General features: G+C 32.3%; 1 protein-coding gene. It reads right to left on the bottom strand.

Annotation, left to right across the window (positions count from 1 at the left end):
- Window positions 1-814, bottom strand: an 814-nt coding sequence (locus N2201_07425) for a restriction endonuclease subunit S (GenBank protein ID MCX7786028.1), incomplete at its 3' end; no start/stop codon positions are given.
- Window positions 815-874 lie beyond the last annotated feature (60 nt).

Below are 874 nucleotides of genomic sequence, written 5' to 3' on the forward strand. Positions count from 1 at the left end.
GAAGAGATTTCAGAAGTGGTAAATTAATATTTTTTAATGTGCTTCCCTGGGCTCTTTGCCAATATTTCCAGTAAATATAAGATTGAAAAAAATAATGAATAAAACTTTTTTGTACGTTAGATTTTAATTTAACTTTGATTAAATAAGAACCAAAGACTATATTATCGTAATCCCGATCAACAACAACAGACACTCCAACCGTTCCTGCTCTCGCAATTATTATATCCCCTTTTTTTAAGAAAAATGCGGCTAAATTGTTTTTTTTCTCAGTTATTTCGCAGAATGGTAATTGTTCAAACTCACATGTATAATTCTTAATATCGGTGGTTCGTAATATTCTTATTCCCGAAGTGTAGTTAACCGTCTTTGCAGTAACGCCATAGAACATATCTTCACATATTTTTTTATCTCCCAAGCTTACCACTTCCCACTCTTTTGGAATTTGGCAATTGAGTTCTTTGCTATACTTAAATTCTTTATGCCCGATGCCTTTGGTTAGAAGTCTCTGCATTAGACCTTTTTTCAGTCGTTCAATCTTTTTGATCTTCTCATCAACCTTTGCTATCGCTTCATCTACCGTCGACAAAACTTCTGCAATTTTCTTTTGCTCATCAATATTATTTGGAATTGCTATTTCTACTTTTTTTATATTAATTGGGCTTAAATTGCCCTGAGCACTTTTTCTTATCATTTTTAGTATAGTTGATTTAAAATCGTCGCTTTGAGCTAAATAATAAAAAAAACGTGGTATTATTATATTTTCATTAATTACTTTGAACCCGCCTACCCGTTGATTTAATAGTGCGAATCCAATTTCTTTATCAACGACCGAAATTTTACCTGTTGTAGCCCCAGAAAGTGCGATTAAGATATC

This window comes from candidate division WOR-3 bacterium (assembly GCA_026418155.1).
Lineage (GTDB): Bacteria > Hydrothermota > Tepidihabitantia > Tepidihabitantales > CAIPLT01 > JAOABV01.